Genomic DNA, 5,946 nt, shown 5'->3' on the forward strand with positions numbered 1-5,946 from the left:
GGGTGTAAAACAATAGATTGGGCGGTGGATTTTTGCGCCGCGGTGGCGGCTAAAGCGGCTTTTTTGGCTTTGGTGGCCTCGGCATATTTGAACGCGGCCGGGTATTTTTTGCCGGATTTTTGAACCAAAGCGCGCGCCGCTTTGCCGGCCTTTTTTAACGCGCTGTTTTGTGCGCCGGCAAAAACGGGGAGTAAAAACAATAAACAAACCAAAAGCGTTATTTTTCTGTTCATATTAGTAGCCTATCCTTTTTACGGCAAGAATAAAAGGGCCAAAGGGCCTAGGCACTTTTAGGCCCTGCCTGTTTGTATAAAAGAACCGCCGCCCTTAAATAGGGCTACCCCCAGTATAGCAAAAAATAAAAAATGCGTAAAATAATATAACCCGGATAAAAAACATCCCGGCGCTACTAGTAGGCGCCGGGATGTTGAATCGGAGTAGGTGAAACCTTGCGGATTACCTATTTAGCCTCTTCCGTTTTGGCCGCTTCGGCGGCTACCGGAGCGGCAGCGTTAGCGGTGGGTTTTTTTACTTCTTGCAAGCGGGCAGCTTTACCGGAGAGCTTCTTTAAGTAGTTCAGTTTAGCTCTTCTTACTTTACCGATTTTTAATACTTCAATGCTGTCCACGCGGGGGGAGTGAATCGGGAAAATGCGTTCCACACCCACGCCAAAGGAGATTTTGCGGACCGTGAAAGTTTCGCCAATGCCACTGCCTTTGCGCGCTACAACAACGCCGTCAAAAGCCTGCAATCTTTCGTTGTCGCCTTCAACAACTTTCACTTTTACTCTTACGGTATCGCCCGCTTTGAAGACCGGTACGTTGGTCTTGAGATTGTGTTTAATTTGATTAATGTTCATAAAACAACTTCCTCCGAATTCGGTTATTTCTTAATTGACGTCTTTTTTACACTGCTGCGCCTTTTTTGCTTTGGAGAGGCTTTACAAAGCAAATCCGGCCGCATTTTTTTGGTTAAAGCCAAGGCTTGTTCGTACTTCCACTTTTCAATTTCTTTGTGGTTTCCGCCCAATAATACTGCCGGTACCCGTTGCCCGCGCCAAACCTCCGGCCGCGTGTATTGCGGGGCTTCCAGCAAGTTTTCTTCAAACGACTCGGACGACGTGACGTCGTCTTTCTTAAAAGTTCCGGGCCGTAAGCGTGTGAGTGCATCTATCATCACGCAAGTGGCCAGTTCTCCGCCGGTGAGGATAAAATCCCCCAGCGACACTTCCAAATCCACCTCCGGGTAAATCCGGGCATCTATGCCTTCATAATGCCCGCACACAAAAATCAGGTGGCGTTTTTTGGCCAATTTTTTAGCCATTTGCTGGTTAAAAGTTTGGCCGCGCGGGCTTGTTAATATCACGAAAGACGTTTTTTTGCGTACTTTTTGTATGGCCTGGTGGAGCGGTTCCGCCATCATTAACATACCGGGGCCGCCGCCGTAAGGTCTGTCGTCAATCGTTTTGTGCTTATCCGTGGTAAAGTCCCTCGGGTTTACAAACCCGAGCTTTAGGATTCCCGCCTTACGCGCCCGGCCCACAATGCTGGTACCCAAGGTATGGTCCACCATTTCCGGGAATGCGGTAATCACGTCCACTTTAAGCATTTAGTCTTCCAATTTCAAGGTGACTTTTTTGTTCTGCTTAGAGGCTGCCGCGCTTAAAACCGTGCGCACTGCTTTAATAATGCAGCCGTCTTTGCCAATCACTTTGCCTTTGTCCGCCGCGTCTACCTTTGTGGTCAGGTAGATTTTGTTATCTTCCTCGGTTTCTTCCACTACCACATTTTCCGGCGCGGAAGAAAGAGATTTAAGAAGAAGCGTCGCCAATTCTTTCATACGGTTTCCCCGTTATTTGGCGGCCGCGTTGGTTTTTTTAATCAAGTTGGCTACGGTTTTGGACGGTACGGCACCTACTTTTATCCAATGTTCCACGCGGGGCATATTCAGTTTAATCTGAGCGGCCGCGTCCGGATTGCAAGGATGATACTGGCCCAATACTTCTTTGGCTTCGCTGCCGACGGCCGATTTCTTTTCCATCGCTACAACTCTGTACTGAGGCTGGGATTTTTTACCCACCCGTTGTAATCTAATTACTACTGCCATTATGACTTCTCCTTTGTACCCCTAATGGGGTTAATGTTAAATGTCCGAGGCCGCCTGTCTGATTTGCTTGAGGGCCAATACAGGGTCCGCGGCTTTGAAAATTGCACTCCCGGCTACCAGGGCATCCGCTCCGGCGCGGGCGGCCAATGCGGCCGTATCTTTATTAATTCCGCCGTCTACTTCCAGCCATACCGGCCGGCCGCTTTGGCGGATAACTTCGCGCACCCCTTGTATTTGTTCCGGGCTGCCGGGCAAAAACGCCTGCCCGCCGAAACCGGGGTATACGCTCATCACTAAAATTAAATCCAACAAATCCATATACGGGGCCAACGCCTGCGGTTTGGTATCCGGCTTAATGGATACCCCGGCAAATACCCCGAGGGCTTTTATTTTTTCCAAGGTGGCACGCACGTTATCGCGGGCTTCCAAGTGGATGGTAATTACATCTGCCCCCGCTTTGGCAAAAGATTCCGCAAACCGGGCCGGTTCCTGCACCATTAAATGTACATCCAAAGGCAATTTGGTGCGGCCGTTTAAGCTGGCCACTAACGCCGGGCCGAAACTTAAATTCGGTACAAAATTCCCGTCCATTACGTCTACATGCAACCAATCGGCGCCTGCTTCTTCTACCCGGCGGATGTCTTGTTTCAAATCAAACAAATCGGCCGATAGCAAAGAGGGCGCAATAGATATTTTACCATTTGCGGGCACCATTTTGGAAGAGGGCATTTTATAATACCTCCCGTTCGCGCACCAGTACACCGTCTACACTTATCCGCACGGTGGCCTTGCCGGAATACGGAATTTCCACATCAATTTTACTGCCGGGCTGCTGCATATCGTTCATCATTTCGCGTTCGCCCAGTTCGTCTATCAGCAATACGCGCACCCGGCTGGCGTTTTTGCCTTGGGGCATTTCGTAATGCAAGTGATACACTTTTTCATCCCCTTCCACTTGGCGGCGGCTGACCGTCACTTCCAAATTGGAGCCGGGGGTCATTTGGCTGTCCCCTTCCGGGTTTTGGGCGGCAATCGTGCCATTGGGGAAGACGGAATCCGGGTCTTCTTTAATGATTAAATCTATGTTTTGGGCGCTGGCCCAGAGGGTAGCTTCGGACAGTTTTTTGTTTTTGAAATTGGGCACCAACACCACGCTGGACGGCGGCTGACCGTTGGAAATAACCAAATCAATGCCTTGGCCTTTTTCCACCATGCTGTCCGCTTTTAAGGATTGGGAAACAATCAGGCCCTTTTCATGGGTAAGCGAATAGGCGTTTTCCACCTTGTTTACCAATAAACCCGCTTGGCGCACGGCCAGTTGGGCGGCGCGCAGGTCACTGCCTACCACATTGGGAACAAACGCCATTTCGTCGCCTTGGCTAATCCACACGCGGATGATGCGCCCTTCGCGCACGGTGCTTCCGGCGGTGGGCAGTTGGCGCAAAACGGAGCCGGACGGTACATCTTTGGCAAATTCCACCCCGGCCTGTTTGAGCGCCAAATTGTTGGCGGCTAAAGCGTTTAAGGCGGCGGTGACGGGTTTTTGGGTAATATCGGGCACTTGTACTTCTTTGCGGGTATGCACTAACGCGCCGAATACCCAATCAATAGAAATAAAAATGAGTACCAGGAAGAAAACGGCAATCACCCCCGCAATAATCCACGCTTTGCGGCGGGTACGGAGGGGCCGTTTGAAAAAATCTTCAAAACTTTGTTCTTTTTGGGCGGACATATTAATCAAACACCTTTTCACCCGCTTTTAAGGCGTGCCCCATGGCGTAATCATACGCGGGCATGGGCCGCTTTCCGGCGGGGTGCAGTTCGCTTATCCATAAACTGCCTTCTTTACATTGTACTAAAATCCCGTTTTCCTTTTCAACGCGCAGTATTTGGCCCGGTGTTCCGGCGGCGGTGGTGCTTTCCACGCGGGTGCGCACCAGTTGCAACGGCTCCTTTTTGCCATGCAGGGTAATGGTGGCTTTGGGTTTGGGGCCGCACGCTAAACCGCGCACGCGGTTGAACAGCGCCGGGGCCGCGCCGCTTGCAAAAGTGATTTGGGCGTCCTGCTTAGTCAGCATGGGGGCCAACGTCGGCTCGCCCGTTTGCGGCGTTTGGATGATTTTTCCTGCCTGTACGCCCAACACCGTTTCTTGCAGGGCCTCTAGCCCCAGGGCGATTAGTTTTTCAAACAAGGTTTGGGCGTTGTCCTGCGGAGTGATGGCGTATTCCTTTTGGGTATAAAGCGGGCCGTCGTCCATGCCTTCGCGAATCCAAAACGTGCTGACCCCTGTTTTTTGGTAGCCTTGTATTAACGCCTGCTGAACCGGGGCCGCCCCGCGCAACTGCGGCAATAATGAAAAATGCACATTAATCAGCCCGTATTTGGGCAGGGCCAAAAAATTCGGGCGGAAAATTTTGCCATACGCTACCACAATGCCCAAATCAAACGGCACGCGGGCGAGGTCTTCGTAATGGGTTTTTAAGATTTCGGGCGATAATACGGGCAGGTTTAATTCCTGCGCGCGCTTTTTGACCGGGCAGGGGGAAATTTCCATGCCGCGCCCGCGCGGTTTATCGGCTTGCGTGACGACCAACTGCACATCCGTCAGTTGGTTTAATAATTCCAAAAACGGTACGGCCACATCCGGCGTACCAAAAAAAACGGTTTTTAATTTATTCATAATGCTCTTTATATTCTAGCAAATAAGGCCGCCCGGGTGGTTTGTGGAGCGGGCCCTAAAATCGTATAATAATAAAAAGATTTTATATATAGGAAGGTTTTTAATTATGGCAAAAATTATTTTGACGGGGGACCGCCCCACCGGGCGTTTACATGTGGGGCATTATGTAGGCTCCTTAAAAGGCCGCGTGGAATTGCAAAACAGCGGCAAGTTTGACAAAATTTTTATTATGATTGCCGACGCGCAGGCACTTACCGATAACGCCCACCAACCGCAAAAAGTGCGGGAAAATATTATCCAGGTGGCGCTGGATTATTTATCGTGCGGGATTGACCCCCAAAAATCCACCATTTTTATCCAATCCATGATACCGGAACTGACGGAGCTGACATTTTATTATATGAACCTGGTGACGGTGGCCCGCGTGGGCAGAAACCCGACGGTAAAATCGGAAATTAAAATGCGCGGCTTTCAGGCCAGTATTCCGCTGGGCTTTTTTGCGTATCCCGTCAGCCAGACGGCCGATATTACCGCCTTTGCCGCCACGGACGTGCCCGTGGGGGAAGACCAACTGCCTATGTTGGAACAATGCCGGGAAATTGTGCATAGCTTTAATTCCACCTATGGGGAAACCTTGGTGGAGCCGCGCATTATTCTGCCGGAAAACAAAGCCTGCCTGCGCCTGCCGGGTACGGACGGTAAAGCCAAAATGAGCAAGTCCTTGGGCAACTGCATTTATTTATCGGACGACGAAGAAACGGTGCGCAAGAAAGTAATGTCTATGTTTACGGACCCCAACCACTTGCGCGTGGAAGACCCCGGCACCGTGGAGGGCAACCCGGTGTTTGTGTATTTGGATGCGTTCTGCCGCCCGGAACATTTTGCCAAGTTTTGGCCGGAATACAAGAATTTGGACGAAGTAAAAGCGCACTATCAGCGCGGCGGTTTGGGGGATGTAAAAATTAAAAAATTCCTCAACCAGGTGTTGCAGGCGGAACTGGCCCCCATCCGCGCCCGGCGCAAAGAATGGGAAGCCAAACTGCCCGAAGTGTACGAAATTTTGAAAGCGGGCACAGAAAAAGCCCGTGCGGCCGCCGCCGAAACACTGCACGCCGTCCGCGCCGCCATGCAAATCAACTATTTTGAAAATAAGTAAAAA

The 5,946-nt window shown here is 50.8% G+C and carries 8 protein-coding genes and 1 pseudogene; 1 reads left to right on the plus strand and 8 read right to left on the minus strand.

What is annotated here, in order from left to right:
* From ACQY18_RS06075 to fmt, 8 genes and pseudogenes are all read right to left on the minus strand, one after another.
* Positions 1-233, minus strand: a 233-nt coding sequence (locus ACQY18_RS06075; protein ID WP_428039225.1) for a hypothetical protein, incomplete at its 3' end; no start/stop codon positions are given.
* Between the two features lie 290 nt (positions 234-523).
* Positions 524-859, minus strand: a pseudogene (gene rplS, locus ACQY18_RS06080) (50S ribosomal protein L19); the annotation flags it as partial.
* Between the two features lie 23 nt (positions 860-882).
* Positions 883-1,608, minus strand: a complete 726-nt coding sequence (trmD, locus tag ACQY18_RS06085) for a tRNA (guanosine(37)-N1)-methyltransferase TrmD (protein ID WP_176777045.1) — start codon at positions 1,606-1,608, stop codon at positions 883-885.
* Complete coding sequence (locus ACQY18_RS06090; RefSeq protein WP_176777044.1) at positions 1,609-1,839, minus strand: KH domain-containing protein; 231 nt, start codon at positions 1,837-1,839, stop codon at positions 1,609-1,611.
* A 12-nt stretch (positions 1,840-1,851) separates the two neighbouring features.
* Positions 1,852-2,106, minus strand: a complete 255-nt coding sequence (gene rpsP, locus ACQY18_RS06095) for a 30S ribosomal protein S16 (RefSeq protein WP_428039226.1) — start codon at positions 2,104-2,106, stop codon at positions 1,852-1,854.
* Positions 2,107-2,142: 36 nt separating this feature from the next.
* Entirely contained in the window at positions 2,143-2,835 is a 693-nt protein-coding gene (gene rpe, locus ACQY18_RS06100; protein ID WP_428039227.1) for a ribulose-phosphate 3-epimerase, read from the minus strand.
* A 1-nt stretch (position 2,836) separates the two neighbouring features.
* On the minus strand, positions 2,837-3,838 hold the full coding sequence (locus ACQY18_RS06105) for a PASTA domain-containing protein (RefSeq protein WP_176777042.1): 1,002 nt from the start codon (positions 3,836-3,838) through the stop codon (positions 2,837-2,839).
* 1 nt (position 3,839) lies between these two features.
* A complete protein-coding gene (gene fmt, locus ACQY18_RS06110) occupies positions 3,840-4,787 on the minus strand; it encodes a methionyl-tRNA formyltransferase (RefSeq protein ID WP_428039228.1) in 948 nt (315 codons plus the stop codon).
* Between the two features lie 106 nt (positions 4,788-4,893).
* On the opposite strand from fmt, the gene trpS reads away from it, so the two are divergent.
* Complete coding sequence (trpS, locus tag ACQY18_RS06115; RefSeq protein WP_176777040.1) at positions 4,894-5,943, plus strand: tryptophan--tRNA ligase; 1,050 nt, start codon at positions 4,894-4,896, stop codon at positions 5,941-5,943.
* Positions 5,944-5,946 lie beyond the last annotated feature (3 nt).

This window comes from Candidatus Avelusimicrobium faecicola (assembly GCA_900540405.1).
In the GTDB taxonomy this organism is placed as follows: Bacteria; Elusimicrobiota; Elusimicrobia; order Elusimicrobiales; family Elusimicrobiaceae; genus Avelusimicrobium; species Avelusimicrobium faecicola.